At 40.8% G+C, this 22,564-nt stretch carries 27 protein-coding genes and 1 rRNA gene; 1 reads left to right on the top strand and 27 read right to left on the bottom strand.

The genetic code is table 11. The annotated features are described in order from the left end of the window. Positions 1–14 precede the first annotated feature (14 nt). The 13 genes from glmU to metG all read right to left on the bottom strand — a co-directional run bounded on the left by glmU (position 15) and on the right by metG (position 12,276). Positions 15–1,385: a bifunctional UDP-N-acetylglucosamine diphosphorylase/glucosamine-1-phosphate N-acetyltransferase GlmU gene (gene glmU / locus EBQ12_RS18840; RefSeq protein WP_108611675.1), complete on the bottom strand. Its 1,371-nt coding sequence runs from the start codon at positions 1,383–1,385 to the stop codon at positions 15–17. A 198-nt stretch (positions 1,386–1,583) separates the two neighbouring features. After that, positions 1,584–1,880 carry a septation regulator SpoVG gene (spoVG, locus tag EBQ12_RS18845; RefSeq protein WP_008357439.1) on the bottom strand — a complete coding sequence of 99 codons (297 nt, stop codon included), beginning with the start codon at positions 1,878–1,880 and terminating at the stop codon, positions 1,584–1,586. Between the two features lie 224 nt (positions 1,881–2,104). After that, positions 2,105–2,482: a 2-iminobutanoate/2-iminopropanoate deaminase gene (gene ridA / locus EBQ12_RS18850; protein WP_008341860.1), complete on the bottom strand. Its 378-nt coding sequence runs from the start codon at positions 2,480–2,482 to the stop codon at positions 2,105–2,107. Between the two features lie 38 nt (positions 2,483–2,520). Beyond that, positions 2,521–3,354: a pur operon repressor gene (gene purR / locus EBQ12_RS18855; RefSeq protein ID WP_008341862.1), complete on the bottom strand. Its 834-nt coding sequence runs from the start codon at positions 3,352–3,354 to the stop codon at positions 2,521–2,523. A 55-nt stretch (positions 3,355–3,409) separates the two neighbouring features. After that, positions 3,410–4,279, bottom strand: a complete 870-nt coding sequence (gene ispE / locus EBQ12_RS18860; RefSeq protein WP_019743558.1) for a 4-(cytidine 5'-diphospho)-2-C-methyl-D-erythritol kinase — start codon at positions 4,277–4,279, stop codon at positions 3,410–3,412. 147 nt (positions 4,280–4,426) lie between these two features. After that, the gene (locus tag EBQ12_RS18865) at positions 4,427–4,612 is read right to left on the bottom strand and encodes a small, acid-soluble spore protein, alpha/beta type (RefSeq protein ID WP_017366434.1); all 186 of its coding nucleotides are present in this window, start codon (positions 4,610–4,612) and stop codon (positions 4,427–4,429) included. Positions 4,613–4,774: 162 nt separating this feature from the next. Then, the gene (veg, locus tag EBQ12_RS18870; RefSeq protein ID WP_003217979.1) at positions 4,775–5,032 is read right to left on the bottom strand and encodes a biofilm formation stimulator Veg; all 258 of its coding nucleotides are present in this window, start codon (positions 5,030–5,032) and stop codon (positions 4,775–4,777) included. Positions 5,033–5,245: 213 nt separating this feature from the next. Continuing rightward, complete coding sequence (gene yabG / locus EBQ12_RS18875) at positions 5,246–6,130, bottom strand: sporulation peptidase YabG (protein WP_007496216.1); 885 nt, start codon at positions 6,128–6,130, stop codon at positions 5,246–5,248. A 257-nt stretch (positions 6,131–6,387) separates the two neighbouring features. Continuing rightward, entirely contained in the window at positions 6,388–7,266 is an 879-nt protein-coding gene (gene rsmA / locus EBQ12_RS18880; protein ID WP_007496217.1) for a 16S rRNA (adenine(1518)-N(6)/adenine(1519)-N(6))-dimethyltransferase RsmA, read from the bottom strand. Further along, positions 7,259–7,819 carry a ribonuclease M5 gene (gene rnmV, locus EBQ12_RS18885; protein ID WP_008341876.1) on the bottom strand — a complete coding sequence of 187 codons (561 nt, stop codon included), beginning with the start codon at positions 7,817–7,819 and terminating at the stop codon, positions 7,259–7,261. The genes rsmA and rnmV overlap by 8 nt, the downstream gene beginning before the upstream one ends. A 160-nt stretch (positions 7,820–7,979) precedes the next feature. After that, on the bottom strand, positions 7,980–9,182 hold the full coding sequence (locus EBQ12_RS18890) for a G5 and 3D domain-containing protein (protein WP_008341879.1): 1,203 nt from the start codon (positions 9,180–9,182) through the stop codon (positions 7,980–7,982). Between the two features lie 244 nt (positions 9,183–9,426). Then, entirely contained in the window at positions 9,427–10,194 is a 768-nt protein-coding gene (locus tag EBQ12_RS18895; protein ID WP_017359325.1) for a TatD family hydrolase, read from the bottom strand. Between the two features lie 81 nt (positions 10,195–10,275). Then, a complete protein-coding gene (gene metG / locus EBQ12_RS18900) occupies positions 10,276–12,276 on the bottom strand; it encodes a methionine--tRNA ligase (RefSeq protein WP_008341884.1) in 2,001 nt (666 codons plus the stop codon). A 519-nt stretch (positions 12,277–12,795) separates the two neighbouring features. Between metG and EBQ12_RS18910 the strand changes: the two genes are divergently transcribed. Further along, positions 12,796–13,086, top strand: coding sequence for an AbrB/MazE/SpoVT family DNA-binding domain-containing protein (locus tag EBQ12_RS18910; protein ID WP_087975202.1), 291 nt, complete (start codon positions 12,796–12,798; stop codon positions 13,084–13,086). A 44-nt stretch (positions 13,087–13,130) separates the two neighbouring features. Here EBQ12_RS18910 and rsmI read toward each other — a convergent pair whose 3' ends face one another. The 14 genes from rsmI to rrf form a co-directional block, all read right to left on the bottom strand. Next, positions 13,131–14,012: a 16S rRNA (cytidine(1402)-2'-O)-methyltransferase gene (gene rsmI / locus EBQ12_RS18915; protein ID WP_008341890.1), complete on the bottom strand. Its 882-nt coding sequence runs from the start codon at positions 14,010–14,012 to the stop codon at positions 13,131–13,133. After that, the gene (locus EBQ12_RS18920) at positions 13,987–14,286 is read right to left on the bottom strand and encodes a GIY-YIG nuclease family protein (RefSeq protein ID WP_048002281.1); all 300 of its coding nucleotides are present in this window, start codon (positions 14,284–14,286) and stop codon (positions 13,987–13,989) included. The genes rsmI and EBQ12_RS18920 overlap by 26 nt, the downstream gene beginning before the upstream one ends. Beyond that, positions 14,273–15,016 (bottom strand): tRNA1(Val) (adenine(37)-N6)-methyltransferase, encoded by a 744-nt coding sequence (locus EBQ12_RS18925; RefSeq protein WP_017359328.1) that lies wholly within the window; start codon positions 15,014–15,016, stop codon positions 14,273–14,275. The genes EBQ12_RS18920 and EBQ12_RS18925 overlap by 14 nt, the downstream gene beginning before the upstream one ends. A gap of 55 nt (positions 15,017–15,071) precedes the next feature. Beyond that, complete coding sequence (gene yabA, locus EBQ12_RS18930; RefSeq protein WP_007496228.1) at positions 15,072–15,425, bottom strand: DNA replication initiation control protein YabA; 354 nt, start codon at positions 15,423–15,425, stop codon at positions 15,072–15,074. A gap of 14 nt (positions 15,426–15,439) precedes the next feature. After that, positions 15,440–16,267: a competence/sporulation regulator complex protein RicT gene (ricT, locus tag EBQ12_RS18935; RefSeq protein ID WP_024719352.1), complete on the bottom strand. Its 828-nt coding sequence runs from the start codon at positions 16,265–16,267 to the stop codon at positions 15,440–15,442. A 2-nt stretch (positions 16,268–16,269) separates the two neighbouring features. After that, complete coding sequence (gene holB / locus EBQ12_RS18940) at positions 16,270–17,259, bottom strand: DNA polymerase III subunit delta' (protein WP_024719351.1); 990 nt, start codon at positions 17,257–17,259, stop codon at positions 16,270–16,272. Between the two features lie 11 nt (positions 17,260–17,270). After that, on the bottom strand, positions 17,271–17,711 hold the full coding sequence (locus EBQ12_RS18945; protein ID WP_008341898.1) for a YaaR family protein: 441 nt from the start codon (positions 17,709–17,711) through the stop codon (positions 17,271–17,273). Between the two features lie 12 nt (positions 17,712–17,723). Beyond that, on the bottom strand, positions 17,724–18,053 hold the full coding sequence (locus EBQ12_RS18950; protein WP_012008640.1) for a cyclic-di-AMP receptor: 330 nt from the start codon (positions 18,051–18,053) through the stop codon (positions 17,724–17,726). A 79-nt stretch (positions 18,054–18,132) separates the two neighbouring features. Further along, a complete protein-coding gene (gene tmk / locus EBQ12_RS18955) occupies positions 18,133–18,771 on the bottom strand; it encodes a dTMP kinase (RefSeq protein ID WP_007496237.1) in 639 nt (212 codons plus the stop codon). Continuing rightward, entirely contained in the window at positions 18,768–20,174 is a 1,407-nt protein-coding gene (locus EBQ12_RS18960; RefSeq protein WP_125591010.1) for an aminotransferase class I/II-fold pyridoxal phosphate-dependent enzyme, read from the bottom strand. The genes tmk and EBQ12_RS18960 overlap by 4 nt, the downstream gene beginning before the upstream one ends. A 77-nt stretch (positions 20,175–20,251) precedes the next feature. Then, positions 20,252–21,313, bottom strand: a complete 1,062-nt coding sequence (locus EBQ12_RS18965; protein WP_125591012.1) for a toxic anion resistance protein — start codon at positions 21,311–21,313, stop codon at positions 20,252–20,254. A 21-nt stretch (positions 21,314–21,334) separates the two neighbouring features. After that, positions 21,335–21,949 (bottom strand): 5-bromo-4-chloroindolyl phosphate hydrolysis family protein, encoded by a 615-nt coding sequence (locus EBQ12_RS18970; RefSeq protein ID WP_017359333.1) that lies wholly within the window; start codon positions 21,947–21,949, stop codon positions 21,335–21,337. A gap of 128 nt (positions 21,950–22,077) precedes the next feature. Next, on the bottom strand, positions 22,078–22,269 hold the full coding sequence (locus tag EBQ12_RS18975) for a sigma factor G inhibitor Gin (RefSeq protein ID WP_017359334.1): 192 nt from the start codon (positions 22,267–22,269) through the stop codon (positions 22,078–22,080). 170 nt (positions 22,270–22,439) lie between these two features. Then, positions 22,440–22,555: ribosomal RNA gene (rrf, locus tag EBQ12_RS18980) — 5S ribosomal RNA — on the bottom strand. Positions 22,556–22,564 lie beyond the last annotated feature (9 nt).

The raw sequence follows: 22,564 nt of genomic DNA on the forward strand, positions 1-22,564 counted from the left end.
TCCGGGTATTTGGATTATTTTTTATGAATATTTTTCACATAATCTTCTTTATTGACTTGTCTTGCTCTAGCAATAGACAATGCATCCTGCGGTACATCTTCTGTAACCGTTGAACCGGCTGCAACATATGCCCCTTTTCCGACAGTGACTGGTGCAACGAGATTTGAATTACAGCCAATAAATGCGCCATCTTCAATCTTCGTTAAGAATTTGTTCTTCCCATCATAATTAACTGTAATAGATCCACAACCAAGGTTTACATCCGCTCCGACCTCTGCATCTCCAATATAGCTGAGATGAGACGCTTTGCTTCGGTCACCGAAAACTGTTTTCTTGATTTCGACAAAATTCCCGATCTTCACTTCATCGCCAATTTTCGACAATGGGCGAATATGAGCAAACGGTCCAATTGTCACATCTACCCCAACTTCACTATCGCAGACAACAGACTGCTTAATGACTGTCCGATCTCCAATTACGCTATCAACAATTTCAGTGTTCGGACCGATTGTGGCATCTGCACCAATCTTTACATTCCCTTTGATGACCGTCCCAGGATAAATCATTGTATCTTCACCGATGACTGCATCGGGCGAGATATACGTGTTCTCAGGATCAATCAAGGTTACACCATTCTTCATATGCTGATGATTAATACGTCGCTTCATGAATTGCTCTGCTTGTGATAGAGCGATACGATCATTGACTCCAAGTGTTTCTTCAAAATGTGGTGTTTGATACGCTGCAACCGTCTGTCCTTCATTCTTTAGAATTTCAATGACATCCGGCAAATAGTATTCACCTTGTGCATTTTCATTTGACACTTGCTCAATCACACGGAAGAGATCTTCATTTGAAAAGCAATAGGTTCCAGTATTAATTTCATTCACTTGACGTTCAGCATCATTTGCATCTTTATGCTCGACGATTTTTACTACAGCACCTGTTTCATCACGAAGAATACGTCCATAACCTGTTGGATCATCCGCATGTGCTGTCAAAATCGTCACTTTCGCTTGTTGTTTTTGATGCTCGCTTAACATGGCTTCCATTGTTTCCGCTGTCAATAATGGTGTATCTCCACAAATGACAATGGTTGTTCCCTTTTCCTGCGCGAGGAACGATTTAGCTTGTTTGACGGCATGTGCTGTTCCCAGCTGTTCTTCTTGAAGTGCATATTCACTTCTGTCCCCAAGCTGCTCCTTGACGTCCTCAGCTCCATGACCGACAATCGTCACAAGCTTGGCTAAAGATAGCTTTAACGCTTGATCTGCCACATGCTCGACCATTGGCTTTCCGCAAACTGGATGAAGTACTTTGTATAACTTTGACTTCATTCTTGTTCCTTTTCCCGCTGCTAAAATCACTGCGAACCGCTTATCCATTGATTGGCCTCCAATATCCCTATTATCCATAGAAAAATATATCCTAAATAAGGACTGATTTCAAGGATACAAGAGGAAGTACATTAATTTTCTAATGGTTGAAACTTAAAAGAATCATGAGGAAAAACGCAAAAAAGACAGCATTTAAAAGAAAACATTCATTTTCTCTTAAAGCTGTCTTTTTAGGTTCACATATCTTTAAGAAGCTCCAGCTTCTTCATATTCAATTGTCTCTTCCTCTTCGCCTAAGCGATGATACTCATTTAAAACAGCATCTTGGATTTTACCCCGAGTGCTTGAATTAATTGGATGTGCAATGTCGCGAAACTCTCCATCAGGCGTACGTTTGCTAGGCATTGCAACAAACAAGCCATTGTTTCCATCAATCACACGAATATCATGAACAACAAATTCGTGGTCCAGCGTGATGGATGCAATCGCCCTCATGCGACCATCGGTATTCACGCGGCGTAATCTTACGTCAGTAACTTCCACAGTAGTTCACCACCTTTTCCCAATATAAAAGCATTAATTAGGTATTCAACGATTGTGGTGATTCTCCTGCTCTTTTTTTAAACTTTTTTTGAAATATCGGGATATTTATACATTTTTTGTCATTTTAATGACGGCGCTTACATCGGTTGCGTGAAAAAAGACATCATGACGATGCCTTTTCATACATATAATGAAACCAAACGGCCTCCAAAGAGATGGTCTGTTTATTTCACTAATGCCACAACTTCAATTTCTACAAGTGCATCTTTTGGAAGTCTGGCTACTTCTACACATGAACGAGCTGGCTTATGTGTATGGAAGTATTCACCGTACACTTCATTCACTTCAGCGAATTGTTCCATATCTTTAATGAAAACCGTTGCTTTCACGACTGTTTCAAAGGAAGCACCCGCTGCTTCAAGGACGGCTTTAAGATTATGAAACACTTGATGTGTTTGTTCTTTAATATCTCCATTCACAAAATCTCCAGCTGGCGTTAATGGAATCTGCCCTGAGCTGTAAAACATGTTATTGACGATAATCCCTTGAGAGTAAGGTCCAATGGCTGCTGGCGCGTTTTTGGTTTGAACAACTTTTGTCATATCAATCTCTCCCATTCAAATACATGTTTGATCAAAGCTTAAGCTTTCGAATGAAAAAATTCGTGGAAATTGCCTTCATTGATCTCAATGATTTTCTGTTTCATATCAATGGTTGAAAGCTTTAAAAGCGATACATATTCATCGACAAGGCGTTCATCTACGCCTTCATCTTCTAATAAAACACCGATCCCTGCAACATTTGCATTAAATTCCTCTAGAAGATTCATCATGCCATTAATGGTTCCGCCTGCTTTCATAAAGTCATCAATAATCAACACATTGGATCCTTTATCTAAGCTCCGCTTTGCAAGTGACATGGTTTGAATTCGGTTAGAAGAACCTGATGCATAATTAATACTCACAGTTGATCCTTCTGTTACCTTATTATCTTTTCTAACGATTACAACAGGCACATTTAAATATCCTGCAACAGAATAGGCAATCGGAATACCTTTCGTCGCAACAGTCATGACAACATCAATCGGTCGATCCGCAAAAATGGTCGCAAAAAGCTTACCGATTTTCGCAAGAATCGATGGATTGCCTAAAACATCAGTTAAATATAAATAGCCGCCAGGAAGCACACGTTCAGGAGTTGATAATGCCTCTCCGATATCGTTTACGACTTCGTCTGCTTCTTTTAGATGAATCTTTGGAATATATTTCACTCCGCCAGCAGCGCCAGGTACAGTAAGTAAAGTCCCTATTCCCTGCTGTTCGAAGGTCTGTTTGATAATCGTTAAGTCTTCACTAATAGAGGACTTCGCAGATTGATATCGCTCTGCAAAAAAAGTTAAAGGTACTAGTACGTGCGGGTGGGTTAACAAATAATTTGTTAAGTCCACCAATCTGCCGCTTCGACGAAACTTCATGAACTTACCCCCAGAACCCGAATAATTTATGAATAATATAACTTAATATACGGATTTAATCAAGGGCATTTTGTTCGCCGATCATGCGGACAGCGTAAACCTGATCACAAAATCCTCTCAGTCCGTTATATATTCTTTGTACCTTCGATTCATATTGAATCAAGCCAAATACAGTTGGCCCGCTGCCGCTCATTAATACAGCATCTGCTCCGAAACGCTTCATCTGTCTCTTAATCATATCGACTTCTGGATACATCTTTAATGTCACAGATTCCAACACGTTACCGAGTGAGCCGCACATCTCTTTATAATCTTTCGCTTCAATTGCTTCAATCATACGCTGTACATTTGGGTGTTCTACTTTGCTTGCGTCATATTGTCTGTAGACCTCAGCTGTAGATACCCCAATCACCGGCTTCGCTAAAATCACCCAGCAATGCGGCGGTGTCGCAATGTGCTTTAGTTTCTCTCCACGTCCTGTCGCTAGCGCTGTCCCTCCGTGTACACAAAAAGAGACATCTGAGCCGATCTCCGCTCCAAGCTCAGCTAGTTCATCTAACGTGAGATTTAACTTCCACAAACGGTTTAAGCCGCGAAGCGCTGCTGCGGCATCACTGCTGCCTCCAGCTAAACCTGCTGCGACGGGAATTGCTTTTGTGATGACAATCGATACGCCTTTTTGAATACCGAATCTTGTTTTTAATAATTTAGCTGCCTGATAAGCCAAATTCCGTTGATCATCTGGCACAAAACGATTATGAGATGATACACGGATTTCGTCTTTGTCCAGCTCCGTCAGCTCTAGTCGATCTGCAAGATCTATTGTTGTCATCACCATCTCCACTTCGTGATATCCATCCGGTCTTTTTCCATGAACATCAAGTGAGAGATTAATTTTTGCCGGTGCTTTTTCTAAAATACGCAAACATTTCACCTACTTCTCCATCTAAACATAAGTATCAATATTGTATCACATTTGATGGATCTGATGAATATTGGCTTTTGCCCCCAGCACACTCACTTTTTCAAGCAAAAAAGACCAGAGACACGCGAGGTATCCCTGATCATTTCTTTATCGTTGATTCTCTTCTTGAGCCATGTGCTGTTGAGCTAATTCAATGGCACGCTTGACCATATTTCCTGCGTCACGCGCACGAATCTCTCCCCAGCCTCCATTTTTGACGGTATCATAAAATCCAAGATCCTTCGCCAGCTCGTATTTGAACTCATCTGACATAATGCCTCGGCGTCTACCCAAACGAAACAGCCCCTTTGGTCGAGAATTCGAATCATCGCCACTCATTTGTGGCTTTCTTATTTTGCATCGATTCCCGCCTTTTACCCCTTTCAAATAATGGACAGCCTCCCATACAGAAAAAAAGGCAAAACAAAAAGCAGTAAACAAAAAGTTCACTGCCCATTAATAGGCGACTGAGCTAGCGGTATCATCGAACGTTAATTCGACCGTCTCAGTCAGTATATCTGCATAACTGTAAGAAACTCTTTCAAACGAATTCTCATCTTGATCTAATTGAATCACAAAAACAGAAGGGTACGTTTCAGCTAAAATGCCCGAACGCTCAATTGTTTTTCGGCGGCCTCCGTTAGCCTTTAACGTCAAACGTTTACCTAAGTTACCATCAAGCGATCTTTTGATGTCGGACAAAGTCTTCGCCATTGCATCCACCTCACTGAGATAATTATACAACAACGGCCCATTTTTGTCAAATAAAAATTAAATTATATCAACCAACACGAGCCATTGTCAACAAAATAATTTTGACAAACTTCTACCTTTTCCCCTCCCTATTTTTCTCAAATTCCGGTGAATTATGTATTCATATGAAATTTCTTTTTGAGCATAAAAAAAACCAGACTGAAATCAGTCGGGTTATGTCGATTCATGGTCTCTTTTATATGGCATACCTACCCTTAAAACACCCCTTGTTTCAATTCCTCCGAGACCTTTTTCTCTCGTCAGCGTATTTCGGAGCACATCCCACACGTTGATTCGATCTACAAATGGAGTGAAACTAATTTTGGCAACAATATAGACGGGGTCAAGTGCATGAATGTTGACACGTGAGGGTGAGCTTGCAAAATTAGCACCTGCTTGAATTAATGATTCAAAATGAGATTGGCAGGCACCTGCAAAGATCACGAGCTGATCTAAATGCGGAACCTTCCTTCTTGCCTTTTGAACCGTTTCAACGAAATGACGAGAATGACGATATGCACCGATATCGTGTACACCGCCCTTTTGTTTAGAATACGCATCATGTCCTGTGATGACCAAAATATCAGGCCGATATTGATCAATTAATGAATCAATCATGCTTGGCATTTTCTTCTCGTGGCAATGCACACCATACACAGGTACACCGATTCTTTCATATACATCTAAGCATTTCTTTAAGTATGAAGCATCTCCATCTAAATGCAGAACCTTTCCGGGCATATGAAAATACTGCTCCTGATGCTGATATTGTCCAGACGTATAATACTCTTGTTTTTCACGAAGCAGCTGATAATCTTGCCTGAGTAAGTCGAGCGATTCGTTAATTTTCCGTTCATCGTCCTTCTCTCTTGTCAGCTGCTCCTCTTTTTGAATCAAGACCAAATCTGACATCTTCGCATCGGCAATCAGCCTCACTTCATTCCCATGCAAAATGGCGGTGGCTTCGTGCTGGTCTGTCTCATCAATTCGAATGATACGAAACATAATATCCATCTGATAGGATGCCCTCGTCACCATATCTCCTATTTGAAATTGCATGCTTTTCACTCCACAATCAGGCTCTTATCCTGTTGGTATCGTCTTACGCTACACTTGTTCTTCTTTCAGGTGTGTTGTTCTTTCTAGCCTATGCCTGAACAGGTGAAGTGGTGAAAACCAAAAGAAAAAAGCCCTTATGAGAGGGCTTTGCAGTCTAGGAAGAACGAGCACTGGCACGGAGTGAATTTGACATTCGTGAGCACCGGAGCGCAGGACTGACACCGAATGCGAGGGTTTGTCTACACGCTGAAAAGCCCTTATGAAAGGGCTTTGTGTAAGACATTGGACAAACGGGCAAATTCATCGATTGACAATGATTCACCACGGCGTTTCCCATCAATCTCAGCTGTTACAAGGGCTTCTTCAATGATGGCTTTATGTTTCTTGCCATCTGGCAGATTGTTCATCAAATTATTCATCAATGTCTTCCGGCGCTGGCCAAAACTCGCACGAATCAGTTGAAAGAAAAACGTATCATTGTCTACTGAGACCGCAGGCGTTTCACGAACAGTTAGTTTGATTACCGCTGAATCCACATTTGGTTGTGGGACGAAAACCGTTTTCGGCACAACCATGACCGTCTTCGCTTCTGTATAAAATTGCACTGCAATCGACAAAGAGTTGTATTCTTTTGATGAAGGAACAGCAGCCATGCGATCTGCTACTTCTTTTTGCAGCATGACAACGATTCCTTTCAATGGAAGGTTTTCTTCAAGCAATTTCATAATAATTGGTGTCGTCACATAATAAGGAAGGTTTGCTACGACCATTACTTCTTTACAGTCAGCAAACTGTTCTTCAATCACCTTTCTTACATCTGCCTTCAATACGTCTTGATGAATAATGGTGACATTATCATATGGAGAAAGCGTATCGTTTAAAATCGGCAATAGGCGCTGGTCGATTTCAAAAGCCGTGACTTTCTTTGCCCGTTTAGCGAGCTGTTCAGTCAACGCACCGATACCAGGGCCAATTTCAATCACACCGGTCTCATCCGTAATCTCTGCATGATCGACAATGCGATCTAAAATATTCGTATCAATTAAAAAGTTTTGCCCTAAGCTCTTTTTAAAAGAGAAACCGTACTTCTTCAGTATTTCCTTCGTTCTGATGGGCGTCGCAATATCTTTATTCATCGGCTTCCTCCTGCATAACGGTCTTTAAGGCCGCAATAAAATCCTCTTTCGTTATTTGGAACATGTGAAGACGCTTTTGCAGCTGCTTCGCATTTGTATATCCTATATTTAAAAGCACACCTAATCGTTCGCGGCGGCGTTTTGAAGCTTCGCCTCCGATAAGGCCTGCGTCAAATAAATCGTCTAACGTAATCTCGCTTTCTGATTCTTCCATTTCCTCATGGACATGTGCAAGGCATTCTCGAATACTATCCAAGGAAGCATGCTCGACACCAATTCCTTTGTCCCGCTTCGCTTTCGCAAGGTGTTTTGGTAAAAAGGCGTGCTTACAGCCAGGGACAGCCTCTGCGATGGTTTTACGGATCTTTTCCCCAGGGAAATCAGGATCAGTTAAAATGATAACCCCCCTCGTCTCCTGAGCAAGACGCACTTGTTGAATGACTGTATCGCCAATGGCAGATCCATTCGTTTCAATCGTATCTGCATCAACTGCCATCTTTACTCTAGCAGTGTCGTCACGACCCTCCACCACAATGATTTCTTTTATTTTCATGTATTCCTCCGCTTGCAAAAACAATCTACATTTTTTTGTCAAAAAATGAAACCTTCCATGCTGTTTTTGCGTCTAATTAATTAGAAAACAGTGCTTCTATTATAACCAAAAAAACAGAGGGTGCGCAAAGCCCTCTGTTCATATAAATGATTTGATGTGTTTATTTGAGCACTCTAATTTTCACTCGTTTATTTCCCCATTGATAAGCTGCCGACTTACTTGGGACGAACACATCAATTTTATTCCCTTTTATAGCAGATCCAGTGTCTGATGCAACGGCATACCCATAGCCTTCCACATACACTTTAGAGCCCAGCGGAATGACACTCGGGTCAACTGCTATGACCTTCGCACCTGGATTTGCTTTTAAATTAAAGCCTGTAGACGTTCTGCCCGTACATCCAGCACAGCTCGCTGTATAGGCTGTAGACGTCACATAGAACTCTTTTCCTGAAGATTCATTACTTCTTGAAACCGCAGGTGACGCTTTAGGTTCCTTCTTGGACACTTGTGTACCAACGGCCACTAAACGATCCTTACTGTCTTTTGCAGTAACCTCTTTAATTAATTCTTTAGACACCACTTTGCCGTTTTCTTTCACAATGGCATAGTGCTTCTTTAATTTACCTTCTTCACCTTTTTCAAGCACCTTCTCTTTTCCTTTTTCAAGAGATCGATCCTTTTTATGTTTGGTATCAAAAGCAATTTTCTCTTCCACTACATCGGTGACTTTTTCCACCCGAGTGATCTTCACATCTGCGCTTTTTTTAGAAAGGTGACTATGTAACGCAGGTTTGATCTTATCGTGCTTCTTGAGCTTCAGCTCTTGTTGCTTTAAAAAGTCAGCGACCGTAGTCGAAGTGGTCCACACTTTCTTATCCTTTCCTCCATCGTTTAAGCTGACCTGGAAGGCCTGCTGAACCACAAGATCCATATTCTTTTTAATCTTGTCATTCTTTCCTGGAGTGACTTGGTCGTGCTTCCCAATATCTATCTTCTCATTCTTCAATAATGCTCCAACCGTCTGATCTGTTGTCCATATCGTTTTCTCTTTCCCATCTAGGGTGAGATGAACCGGTATAGCCGCATCATACACAATGTTCATGTTGTCTTGAATCTTTGTATTTAGACTTGGAGAGATATGATCCTCCGCCTTGGTCCTTATTCCAAGGTCTGAAAGCAGCTGTGCTACTGTCTCTTCATGTGTACGAATTGTCTTCTCTTTGCCATTGATTGAAATGGTAATAGACTGCTTAGTGAGCTCATGCGCACCGTAAGCCGTCCCAGTTCCAGCTAAAAGCAAGCAAGCGACTAGAAATAAAACCTTGCCTTTTCCTAGCTTGACAGAAAACAGATTTTTCATTTTTTGTACGATGAAAAACGCCTCCTTCTCCTCGGAGAGATTATATAGAGTATCTCAAAACCTGTCAACCCTTCCACCCACTGTACAAAAATGCTCGATTGTAAACCTATTATGGGAGATTTTTGGAAGGAAGGGAAGAAAGACTTATCGACAACTTATCCTATGAGGAGGCGCAAACGTGTAGAACTTTTTCGTTATGTTTCACAATTGGACAAGCTTAAACAAGGATTGACATCATATACTGTCAGTTTATACGGAAAACTTTTTTCGCATTTTCTGTTGTCAATGCAGCAAGCTCTTCAAAGCTTATTTCTCGCAATTCAGCAATTTGTTCTGCGATATATTTCACATAGCTCGGCTCATTTCGTTTCCCTCTAAATGGCGCTGGAGTTAAATACGGGCAGTCTGTCTCAATCAGAAGACGATCACTTGGAATATCCTTTACAACTTCTTTCGGTTTTTTCGCATTTTTAAATGTCACAGGTCCACCGAATGAGATATAAAAGTTCATTTCCATACACGCTTTTGCAATTTCGAGGCTGCCAGTAAAGCAGTGCATAATTCCTCCGACTTCTGCCGCTCCTTCTTCTTTTAAGATCGTCACTACATCTTCCGTAGCGTCACGGTTATGAATGATAATTGGCAGATTCACTTCTTTTGCAAGAGCAATTTGACGTCTAAAGACTTCTTTTTGCACATCTTTTGGCGACTTGTCCCAATAGTAATCTAGACCCATTTCTCCAATGGCAACAACCTTTTCATGCTGAGATAATTCTTTGATCCAAGCCAAATCTTCATCTGTCATATCAATGGCATCAACAGGATGCCAGCCGATGGCTGCATACATAAAATCATATGCTTCAATTAGCTCCATCGCTCTCGTAATGGTTGGACGATCAAACCCGACCACTACAATCTTCTCTACCTTTTCACTTTTGGCTCTTTCAATCACCTGCTCTAAGTCTTCATTATATTGTTCAGCATTTAAGTGGGCATGTGTATCAAATAACATGGTTGATTGCTCCTTTCGACAATTCTTCTGAAAAACAAAAGGTGTTCGACGAAATGTTACACGTGGAACACCTTTGTTAAATTATAAAATTTTCGTTCCATTTGCTAGAGATTGATCTACTTCAAGAACCTGCAATTTACCACCAGTTTCTCCAGTTAAAATCATTCCCTGGGAAATTTCCCCTCTTAGTTTAACTGGTGTGAGATTCGCTACGCAGACGAGCTTCTTCCCTACCAATTCTTCTGGTTGATAATGCTTGGCAATCCCTGAGACAATTTGTCTCTTTTCAAATCCAAAATCAAGCTGAAGCTTTAACAGACGGTCAGCTTTTTTCACTGGTGCTGCTTCCAATACTTGTGCTACACGAAGGTCAACTTTCGAAAAATCATCGAAGGCAATTTCGGCACCCAGCTCAGGTAATTCAGTTTCTTCTATTTCAACTGTCTCTTCTTCTACCTTAGGCGCACTTCCCTGCATCTTCTCTTTAATGTATGCCACTTCTTCTTCAACCTCTAAACGAGGGAACAATGGCTCACCTTTTTGTACCGTCGCTTTTTGGATCGCACCGAAAGAAAGAATGCTTTCCCAACTTTTGAGTTTCTCTTCTTCAATTCCAAGCTGGAAGAAGATTTTCTCAGGTGTTTTTGTTAAGAATGGTGTTAACAATACAGCTGTGATTCGAAGTGATTCTGCTAAATGGTACATCACAGAATGCAGTTCTTTTCGTTTTGTTTCATCCTTCGCTAATACCCAAGGAGCTGTTTGATCAATATATTTATTCGTTCTGCTGATTAATGTCCAAACATTTGAAAGAGCCACCGAGAATTCGAGGTTTTCCATCGCTTCTTCATAGGCTTTCACCGTTTGTTCAGCTACAGCTTTTAGTTCCTCATCAAACTCATTGACTGGTCCCTTATAGCTGCTTAATGTACCGTCGAAGTATTTTTGCACCATCGCCACTGTACGATTAAGCAAGTTTCCTAAATCATTGGCAAGGTCATAGTTTACACGTTCCACGAATCCTTCTGGTGTAAACACACCGTCTGCACCAAATGGTACTTCGCGTAGCAGATAATAACGAAGAGCATCAAGACCATAGCGATCAATTAACGTAACAGGATCTACTACGTTCCCTTTTGATTTAGACATTTTGCCATCTTTCATGAGCAGCCAGCCATGTGCAAAAATTTGTTTTGGCAACGGCAGATCAAGTGCCATCAGCATAATTGGCCAGTAAATTGTATGGAATCGTACAATTTCTTTCCCGACTAGGTGTACGTTGGCAGGCCAATATTTTTTATATTTTTCATCTTGATCGGTTCCGTAGCCAATCGCTGTTAAGTAGTTGAATAACGCATCAATCCATACATAGATGACGTGCTTCGGATTATTAGGTACTTTAATGCCCCAATCAAAGGTTGTTCTTGATACAGCTAAATCCTCTAACCCCGGTTTAATGAAGTTATTAATCATTTCATTCTTTCTTGATTCAGGCTGAATGAACGACGGGTTCTTTTCGTAATAGTCTAGTAAGCGATCTGCATACTTACTCATACGGAAGAAATATGATTCCTCTTTAATCAATTCAACAGGGTGTCCACTGTCTGGGCTTTTCCCTCCAATGACTTCCCCTTTCTCATTTCGCTCAACATCAACAAGCTGTGTTTCCGTATAGAATGTTTCATCAGGAATACTGTACCAGCCCTCATATTGATCTAAATAAATATCTCCTTGATCAAGCAGCTTTTGAAAGACTTGCTCAATGATTTTCGTATGTCTTTTTTCCGTTGTACGAATGAAATCATCGTTTGAAATGTCGAGTTTCTTCCATAATGATTTAATGTCAGCAACGACCGGATCTAAATACTCAATCGGTGTAATATTTTGTTCTTCAGCTTTTTGCTGAATTTTTTGTCCGTGCTCATCAGTACCCGTTAAATACATCACATCATAGCCTTGCAGACGTTTATAACGAGCCATGGCATCCCCTGCCACTGTCGTATAAGCATGTCCAATATGTAATTTTCCGCTCGGATAGTAAATTGGTGTAGTCAGATAAAACGTTTTTTTCTTTTCCGGCATGTCGGAACCTCCTGCTTGTGTGTAAATGTCAAAAACTCCCGCCCAATGGACGAGAGCGGTCATCATACTTCATTAAAATGTGTCAGATCATTTCATTATGTTTTGCACTTGTGCTTTCTCTATGATACCATCTTAGCCTTTAAGATCAAGCATATATACATAGAACAGATTGAAATGAACGAAAAAGATGAGTTTTTCGAAAAAAACGACAAACCCGTCGACATTTTGTCGAATATTGTCGTATGAAATCTATTTCCAGATTTACAATTGGCTAAATTAGGGCAAAAGTCTTGTTAATCTGTTATCGTCATTTTTCATATTTTTATAGATAAATTCTGAAAAATCCTTATACACCGGTAGTTTCAAGGTCCTTTGACTTTAAGAGTCATATTTTACAAACAATAGTAAACAAAATGATTGACGATTTATGGAAACCTTGTTATGCTAGGAATGTAAGGAATTTGTCGAATAATGACGAAGATAATATTATATTAAGAATAAGAACTTTTTGGGAGGAGAATGAAGATGAAATCTACAGGTATTGTACGTAAAGTTGACGAATTAGGACGCGTGGTGATTCCAATCGAGCTTCGCCGTACGTTAGGAATCGCAGAAAAAGACGCTTTGGAAATTTATGTTGATGATGAAAAAATTATCCTAAAAAAATATAAACCAAACATGACTTGCCAAGTAACAGGTGAAGTATCAGACGATAACCTTAAACTTGCTAATGGTAAATTAGTTCTTAGCCGTGAAGGTGCAGAGCAAATCATTAACGAAATCCAAAACCAACTTCAATCACAAAAATAAGTTTTATATAAAAAGGTTCTTGCACCGTTTGCAAGAACCTTTCTTTATTGTTCAATATGATACGCATCATAGATCGTCCGCTTTGGCACACCACGTTCGACCGCAGTACGTTTAATGGCCTCTTTTGACGTTAACCCTTCCTCTATGTAATGGATCACGTGCTCTTTTTCAGATAAAGAATTCCACCAAGCTTCTTCATTCAGTTCTTCTTCATCCTGATCATTTCCTTGTACGACGAGACAGAACTCACCACGGATTTGTTGTTCTGTCACCCAAGTCAGCGCGTATTCTAAATCTCCACGAATAAACTCTTCAAATTTCTTTGTCAGTTCTCTCGTAATGGCAATATTCCGGTTCCCCCACACTTCTTTCATCACAGTCAGCGTTTCTTTTAACCGATGGGGCGCTTCATAGAAAATAATTGTTTCTTGGCGTTTCTTCAATGCTTCCAGCTGTTTTTTCTTTTCCTTTTTTTGACGATCAAGAAAACCGTAAAAGAAAAATGGCTGTGGTGCGATTCCTGACGCAATGAGCGCCGTAAGTGCTGCGTTTGCACCAGGTAACGGAATGACATAGCCTCCGATGTTCGTAAAGTCTCGAACCACTTCGGCTCCTGGATCAGAGATCGTCGGTAAACCGGCATCGCTCACGAGTGCAATGTTCTTTCCTTCTTTTAACCATTCGATTAACTTGTGCCCACTGCTATCTTTGTTATGTTCATGATAACTCGTTAATGGGGTATCAATTTCATAGACATGACAAAGCTTTTTCGTTTGTCTCGTATCTTCTGCGGCAATATAGTCTACATCTTTTAACGTTTGTATCGCTCGAAATGTCATATCTTCTAAGTTTCCAATCGGGGTTGGTACGAGATAAAGAATACCCATTTCTGATTGACCATCAAAGCTTTTCTGTGTCTTTTTCATGTGCCGCCTCCTTTTTGATTCGCTTTTCTTCTATATACATGTCCTTTTTTCGACGTGTCCACGTTTTGAAACGATATTCTTGTTGCATGGCTTCTCTTTTGGTTAAAAAGCATTCGTGGTAATAGAGTTCCACTGGCCGTCTAGCTCTCGTATACTTTGCACCCTTCCCACTATTATGGGCAGTCACCCTTTTTTGTAAGTCATTTGTATACCCAGCGTACAAACTGCCATCTGCACATTTCAATACATAGAAATAATGACTATGCTTCTCCATACAGTATCGTCCTGATTTCTTTTGTATACTCTTGGTCTTCTCCATAAACAAAAAGCGGCGGGAGGATTTTCAAATCCGGCTTTCCATCTTTCATCCCTTCCACTAAAATGGTATTCGCTTCTTTTCCCTGTTTGGGATATACAAATTGAATTCGTTTTGGCTCAATTCGGTATTTCTTCATCATTTCAACAATCTCAAGCAGCCGTCCAGGGCGGTGAACCATTGCCAGTTTGCCTCCTTGCTTTAACAAAGTGGAAGAAACACGAATGACATCTTCTAATGTACAATGAATCTCATGACGTGCAATCGCCAAATACTCATTTTCATTGATTTCATCCTTAGAAGGAGTCTTAAAATATGGCGGATTACAAGTAATCACGTCTACTTTGTGGTTTCCGTACCGTTTAGGCATATCATTTAAATCACCATGGATCAACTCAATCTGCTGCTCCAGTTGATTATGCGCCACACTTCTCTTTGCCATATCAAACAGACGTTCTTGAATTTCAACCCCTGTAATAGAGGCTTTAGATCTCGTCGAAAGCAGCAATGGAACGATGCCATTTCCCGTACAAAGATCAATAATCTCCCCTTTTTGAATCGGCACATACGCAAATTTTGCTAATAACACTGCATCCAATGAAAAGGCGAACACCGTTTTACTTTGAATAATTTTCATATCTTCTGCAAGCAAGTAGTCTAAACGTTCATCTTCTCTTAACGAAACCATGATGTATCCTTTCTTTTCCTGTGAAAAAGGCTCCCGATTCAGCGGAAGCCTTTTCTCATTTTTTATTTAAAAATGACAGACAGAACAAACAGTCTCCCTCTTTCCGAATGCTCCCATAATGTACATTACAAATATGGAAGCCCTCCTGATATAAACGAGCTAGGTTATCATGACCTTCTCCTATATCAGAATGACTTGGCTTCTGGGCAGAATCATGCTCTGCCTCAGACGATTTATCTCGATCGGATTGATCCAGACGTTCACGCAAGTGCTGATTCTCCATCTGCAGCTGATGATTTTCTTCAATCACTTCACCGATATGATTTTTCAAATCACCTAGCTGGCGATAAAGAGAACCGATTTGTTCTTCTAAATTAATCACCGTATCAAATAGTTCCTTTTTATCCAAGGTGGCACACCTCGTTACTCAGTTGTTTGTGCAGATACAACGCCTTCTTGTATTAATTCTTCCCAAGTATATTCTATCACTTTTTCTTGCCCGGTTAATTCAACTTGCAAAATTCGTTCTAAAATATTAAGCCCTACTACCTTTGCAGAGCCATTAGACGTCTGAATCGTTTCACCGATGTCCGGTAATTGTTCTTTTGCTGTTTCGTACTCATCATTCTCATATTTCAAGCAGCACATTAAACGGCCGCAAAGCCCTGAAATTTTGGTAGGGTTTAACGAGAGGTTTTGATCTTTTGCCATTTTAATGGACACAGGTTCAAAATCTCCTAAGAAAGTTGAACAGCAAAGCATACGTCCACACGGACCAATGCCGCCTAGCATTTTCGCCTCGTCTCTTACACCGATTTGACGAAGTTCAATTCTCGTCTTGAAGATAGATGCAAGATCCTTGACCAGCTCACGGAAATCTACTCTGCCATCCGCTGTAAAATAGAAGATGACCTTGTTGCGGTCGAATGTAAATTCGACATCGACCAGTTTCATTTCCAGGCCGTGTTCACTTACTTTCTGAAGACATGTGTCAAAGGCTGCCATCGCTGCTTCTTTGTTCTCCTCAACGATGAGCCGGTCACGTTCATCTGCGACGCGAATCACCTTACGTAAAGGGAGAACCACATCGTGTTCATCTACTTTTTTATTGGCGATGACCACTTGCCCGTACTCAACACCTCTAACCGTTTCTACAATGACACAACTATCATTTTCTATATGAAATCCATTAGGATCGAAATAATAGATTTTGCCCGCTTTTTTAAAGCGAACACCAATTACGTTGTACAAGCTTATCCCTCCTGCAACATCAACACCAATTGCTCCATTAGCCCTTGGGCATTCACGTTGGATTGAAGTCTCTTTTTCGCTTCTAATACAGCAAGGATCTGATTCGTCACCATTTGCTGTGTGGAATGCAGCGCGTGCTGCTTCATTGTCTGGAATAAGTCTTGATAAATGACTTTATCTTCATTTCCTATTTGAATCGACAATACATCACGATATATAAATAAAAGCATATCAAGACCAGTTTCTTGAAGGTCTTTCTCTTTGAAAAAAGGCATCCATTGATCTTGTATATAAAAAAATGCATGTTCTTTTCGCTGGTGTAAGACTTCATACAATTTTATCACTTTCGCTCTAGACTCTGCAAACTGATCATTTCGACTTAATTCGAGTGCTTCTGCTAAATTATTGGTTAAATTCGACAAAAGCCTTGCGAGATCCTGAGACACGCCTTCTTGTAAAAGCTGCTGCTCCAAAGATTGCGGCTGCAGCGGCTGAAAGCTAAGCATCTGACATCTTGAAATAATCGTATCCAGCATTTTATGCGATTGTTCAGTGATTAAAACTGCCATCGTTTCCCGGTTGGGCTCCTCTAGGAACTTTAATAAACTGTTCGCAGCATTGACCGTCATTTTGTCCGCATGGAGAATGATATACATTTTCCGATGCGATTCTACGCCTGCTTTTGTAAATTCCTCCTGCAAAGCCTGCACTTGCGCCTTCTTAATTGATTGACCGTCAGGTTGCACTAGATGTAAATCTGGATGGTTGCCAGACTGAATTCTTTTGCAGTTTTGACAGGACTCGCATGGTTTCACTCCTGCTTCCAAACAAAAAAAGCTCTTCGCTAAAAGCATCGCAGCATCTAGCTTTCCTGTCCCTTTTTTTCCTTCAAATAAGTAAGCATGAGCCAGTCGGTCTTTATCAATACTATTAAAAATCAGCCGCATGACGCGCGGCTGTAGATCATTCATGTCATCCCAGCTAATTGCCATGTTATCACTCTCTATGTGTAAAGGTTAATCAATAAACCTTTTATTTCTCCAATACGTTCAAGCAAATCAATCGAGGGTTTCTCTTGATTCATCATATCCTCTGTTAACTCAATCAGTTTTTCATCTAATGCTTTGACTAAAGCGAGTGTTCGCGTGTTGCCATAAATGTCAAAGCTCCTTGATGTCTCTATATTTAATCCATTATCGACTGTTTCTTTTACAAAGCGTTTCACAAGTCCTTTAAACCTAGCCAAATCTTTAAGGTTTCGTGACTTTGTCAGTTTCTTGCCGAAGACTTCGATATCGCTCAGCATGACTGTCAGCTGCTCTAAACGCATTTTACCGCTTTGTGTCTCCATCGATGATTTAAACGATGCTGAAGTTTGGCTTCCTTTCATCGCTTGAAGTTCACGCTTTTCTAAAAGCAGCCGCATATCTTGATTAATTTTCACAGCAACCCATCCTTAAAATTGATGAAATTGTTCAACTGGCAGAATAAAGACGGTAGCTCCACCAACTTCAACCTCAACAGGGTATGGTACATATGAATCTGCATTTCCACCCATTGGTGATACAGGCGCGATCATTTGATCACGTTTACGGCAATTTTCCTTGATTAGCTGTAACGCTTTATCCACTCGGACATCATCGCAACCAATGATAAAAGTCGTATTCCCAGACTTTAGAAATCCACCAGTCGAAGCTAATTTTGTCACGCCGAATTGATGTTCGGTCAATATTTTCAATAACTTGCTGCTATCTTGATCCTGTACAACGGCAACAATTAATTTCATTTGATTGGCCTCCTTCATTTTAGGCACAGGTGACATGCCGATGTCTTCCTCTATATTATAACAACGATTGGGAATGAGGTCATATTTGATTTTTCTTTAATGTGTCCTGAATCAGCTGAAACACTTCATTAAAGACATCCTGAACAGGCTGAGACGCATCTACTACACGGAATCGTTCTGGTGATTGCGCAATCAGCAGCTCATATCCTTCTCTGACCATTTGATGAAAATTCAGTGTTTCCATGTCTAATCGATTTTTTTCTCTTCCTTGATTGGCATCAATTCGCTTTAGACCTTCCTCTGGTGTAATGGAAAAGTAAATGGTCATTTGCGGCATCGTGCCATCAATGGCAAAATCATTAATGGATTTGACTTCTTCAATCCCAAGCCCTCTCGCATAGCCCTGATAAGCAAGGGAGCTGTCGACAAAACGATCACATAAAACAGTTTCCCCCCGCTTCAATGCCGGTTCTACTTTTTCAGCCAAATGCTGCCTTCTAGCTGCTGCATAAAGCAATGCCTCTGTTTTTGCGTCCATTTTTGTATTTTTTTCATTTAAAATGACTTCACGAATTTGCTCTGCAATGTCGATGCCTCCAGGCTCACGTGTCGCCATCACTGCATATCCTTGACGTTCCATTTCTTCGTACACTTTTCGAATCACTGTCGTTTTTCCAGCACCCTCAGGCCCTTCAAACGTAATAAACATACCGCTCATAGTGTCTCCTCTTCTATATAAACATATAATTTTCTCTGGTGAATCACCTGACTTGCTTGCACATGAACTTGATGCCCAAGCAAACGGCTTAACGTCGCAATTTGATCTGATTCAATCGGTTCTCCTTTAATCATCAAAGGAATGCCAGGCGGATAGGGAATGACCGATTCTGCACTAATCCGGCCAACTGCTTTTTCGAATGGAACAGCTTCTACATCTCGCTTTTGCTGATCGTCCTCTAAGAAGAGCGATCCCGTTTGAGGCTCTTTTTTTACAAGCAATGAATCACTTTGCTGAAGAGCCTGCTCTATAGCTGTAAAAGGAATGTCCTTTGTCTGCCTTAGACCAAAAACGAGTAAGACTTGATGTTCATCCGCAAGTTCTGGGTGAACCTCCACCGACTCAAGCACCTTTTTGAGTTCATAGCCTGTCAGCCCTTTTGTTGAACGAATGACACATTTTAATGGATCCATAGGTAAAGAGTTAGACTCAACCACTTCGAGATTGGAGATCATATTGAACTGTGCTTTCAGCTTTGCCAAGTCTCTCATGATTTCGTCCATTAACCCTTTTCCCTTCAACTCCTCCACATAAGCTCTCGCCACATCTAACGAAGCCATAATTGGATAGGAAGGTGAACTGCTTTGAAGCATCGTTAATAACGTCTTTATCCGCTTCACATCAATTCGGTCTCCTTGAAGATGGAGATAAGACCCCATCGTCATTGCCGGAAGGGTTTTATGTGCTGATTGTACCACCACGTCTGCTCCATAGGAAAGGGCAGATGGAGGAAAGGCACCGCCTAATACAAAATGAGCACCATGTGCCTCATCAACTAATACAATGATGCCAGCTTCATGACACATTTGAATGAGCCCTGATAAATCAGCTGCATGTCCGTAGTAGTTCGGATATGTCAAAACGATTGCCCGGCAGTTAGGATGTGTCGCCATAGCTTGTTTGACTGTTTCCTCCGTCACATGAGTTGGGACGTGCAAGTGCGGATCACTCTCAGTTTCTAACATAATAGGCGTCGCACCCGCAAGCTCAATCGCATGGAACACAGACTTATGACAATTTCGCTGAACGAAAATGCCCTCCCCAGCCTGACACGCAGACATCACCATCGCCAAATTGCCAACGGTTGTGCCATTCACAAGGAAAAAACTTTGTTTAGCTCCATATAGCTTTGCCAATAAATCCTCTGCCTCTTGAATCACCCCAGTCGGATGGTGAAGATCATCTAGACCTTCAAGTTCTGTCACATCCAGCTGAAGAATGGATGCATAATAGGACCGTGCCTCATCAAAAAAGACATCTCCATTGTGATGTCCCGGAACGTGAAAAGAATAGGGCTTCTTTTCCGCATGTTGTGATAATGCTGTATATAAAGGTGTTTTCAAACAAATCGACCCTTTTCACTTAAACGATATCTTATATCTATTATAACGTTCAAACAAGTGAACTGAAAGATGGATTCTCATTCCTTTATTGGTTTATGATTCACCAGCTTCTGCTCTGCCTCATGCATGCTACTTTTTAATTGAGCTCGTTCTTGGCTCCCATGTTCTTTTACCTGCAACGTTTCCTGCAATGTTTCGGCCAATTGACGCTGAACCTTTTTCAACGTATCTATAGGCGTTAAGGATGCATCTTCAAGCAGCTGTCCTTGCTGCTTCGATACCTGTTCATATGTTTGCTGGATACGCTGCTCAAGCGCTGAATTGGCTCGCTGCTGAATATGATTGAACGCAATCGACATTTGGTTGATCCATAAAGGAATTGATGCGGAAACAGTTGATTGAATATGATTGGCTAATGTATGGTTTGTATGCTGAATCATTCGAATTTGGGCATTACATTGCAGTGCGATTTGACGGCTCAACAACAAATCATACTTCCGTTCTTTTAATCTCTCCATATATTCTTCTTCATCGACTTCCCGACTCATCAATTGTTCCTCTAATGTCCGATCATGTGACTGTGATTCTGTTAGGGCATGTTGCTCTAACAGCGACAATTTTGCTTCAACTGCTGCAACCTGTAACGTCATCTCTTGAAAGTATGATTGATTTTCTTCAAATAAACGCTCCAATAACTTATGGTCCGAAATTAACACGCCTCTTGCGTAACGAAGCCTTGCTGACAATCTCTCTATCTGTGCTTCTGCTTGTTTAAAACGAGATATGATCTCCTGAGTAGAACGCTTTCCTCGCTGAAATAACCTTAAAAAAAAGCCTCGCTTCTTTGGCAATAAATCCCCTGGCTCCACTAAATGCAGTTGCTGTAAAAAAGCTTCTAGAACGTCTCCGATTTGGTCAATATCTTTTTTCTCCACATATTGCATCATTTGTTTTGATTGTTCTAACAATCGTTCCTGCACACGTGTGCCATAGAAAAGCAGTTTTTGTGGATGGTCAGGGATCTTCTCAGCTCGCTGTAGCGCCTCCTGCTTTTCCTCATCAGATAAGGTATCAAACACCCGAAACGGAAGATCTGTAGTAGATGGGGCTGGTGGTATGACTGGATCTTCTGGTTTCATCGAGTTTGACTCCTTTCGTGTCTATTTTTTAATCATTTTATCGGCCACTTCAAGTTCAATATGAAGTGCTTCTATATCTCTTCCTAAAACTTGCTGTAAATCATTCGTTAATTGCTTTTGCAGTTCAGTCAGCGTGACTCGAGTTTGGCTTAATGTCATTTCAAGCTCATGGCTACGATTCGGCTGATTATACAGCAGTGCATATTTCTCAGTTAATTCAACAACAGAATCCAAACTCTCAAAATAAAACCGCTGTGCATCATAAAACCGGTTCGGTTCCTTTTTTGTTATCGTATAGATGCGTCGTGCAAGCCGAAGAATTTCATAATTATGCTTGATCGTCTGTACGTTCTTCACAGCAAATAAAGCTTTCTTCAAACGAACCAGCTTTTGCCCAGCTTCTTTTAAGTGCTGTTTAATATATACATAATCACTGCGAGACAGTCCGTGTTTCTTCAAAAACAACTGGAAGGCAGCCCATCGGCTTCCTGCAAACATCACACCCCACCCAATCATCGCATACAGTATCGACAATCCAACATGATGATGGAAAACACCAATACTGACAGTTAAAATCACCAGCGAAAAAAGAGTAGAGAGAACGGCCCATACAAATGTGTAAAAAATTGATTTCATGTTCATCGACTCCTATGAATAATCAGGCTCTCTGTTTATCTTATTATTTATTACGGTTGATGTCCAAACTAAGTTCCAAAAAACAGGCCCAATCCCCGATTGCCCATAAAAAAAGACCATCTAATGGTCTATGAATACAAAGGCGGCGTATGAAGATTTTTAAGCTTTCTTACATAATCAGCATAACTAGGATCCGAGGTTGATGTAGAAATTAACTTCCGTTCACAATCTCGGCATAAAAACTGATGATATAAATAAATTCCCTTTGTTTTTTTCTCTTCACAAATCAAACAAATTGCTTCTCGCTCTTTTTTGCTCATTGTGACACCTCCACTTATAGCTTCAGTATGCCCTAGTGCTTTCAATTGTATACAAAATTAAGAATGTTTTAGATGATAGTTTAGTATATGTATCCATGCCAGATCGAGTGTTTGTTCCTTTTTTAAAATACAAAAAAGACCAGTTCCGATTGGAACTGGTCCTTTGAAAAGCTTGGCGGCGTCCTACTCTCACAGGGGGAAACCCCCAACTACCATCGGCGCTGAAGAGCTTAACTTCCGTGTTCGGTATGGGAACGGGTGTGACCTCTTCGCTATCGCCACCAAACCTAATGGA

Origin of the sequence: Bacillus sp. 2B09 (assembly GCF_003946835.1) — a bacterium.
Classification (GTDB): Bacteria; Bacillota; Bacilli; order Bacillales; family Bacillaceae; genus Bacillus; species Bacillus altitudinis.